Raw genomic sequence first — 535 nt, 5'->3', positions numbered from 1 at the left:
CTAGGTGTACTGACCACGGACGTTAGGTACGGCGTGTCTGTCGGAGGATGACGAAGACCTCCGGGTGAGGTGTGAAGCGACCAAGCATTCACGGCTCAAGATCCCGGAGGCCTTCATGTCCCACGCTAACGCCTGTCTGACCCCGGCCGGACGGTTGCGTCTGGCCAGGCTGGTGGTCGAGAAGGGCTGGCCGCTGCGGCGGGCCGCGGAACGGTGGAACTGTTCGGTGACCACTGCCAAACGATGGGCCGACAGGTACCGCCGTGATGGCGCTGCCGCCATGAGCGACCGTTCCTCGCGACCCCGGACATCTCCGCAGCGCACAGCAGTGCGGCGCGAGCGTCGCGTGCTCGCGCTGCGGGTCTCGAAACGATGGGGGCCTGCCCGGATCGGCTACCACCTCGGGATGCAGCCCTCGACGGTCCACAAGATCCTGCGCCGCTACGGATCTCCGCCCCTGGCCTGGACCGACCCGGCCAGCGGGGTGCGGTTGCGATCGAGTCGTCGCCAGGTGAAGCGCTACGAATGGGCCAAC

Annotated in this window: 1 protein-coding gene; it reads left to right on the top strand. The window is 67.5% G+C overall.

Features of this window, described 5'->3' with window-relative positions; translation table 11 throughout:
- Positions 1-64 precede the first annotated feature (64 nt).
- Positions 65-535: helix-turn-helix domain-containing protein (locus tag RDV89_RS20190; protein WP_315736116.1), on the top strand; the 471-nt coding region annotated here is incomplete at its 3' end.

This window comes from Nocardioides imazamoxiresistens, assembly GCF_032378595.1.
Classification (GTDB): Bacteria; Actinomycetota; Actinomycetes; order Propionibacteriales; family Nocardioidaceae; genus Nocardioides; species Nocardioides imazamoxiresistens.
Note: the sequence above shows the minus strand (reverse complement) of the source record. Positions and strands in the feature narration are given on the sequence as shown.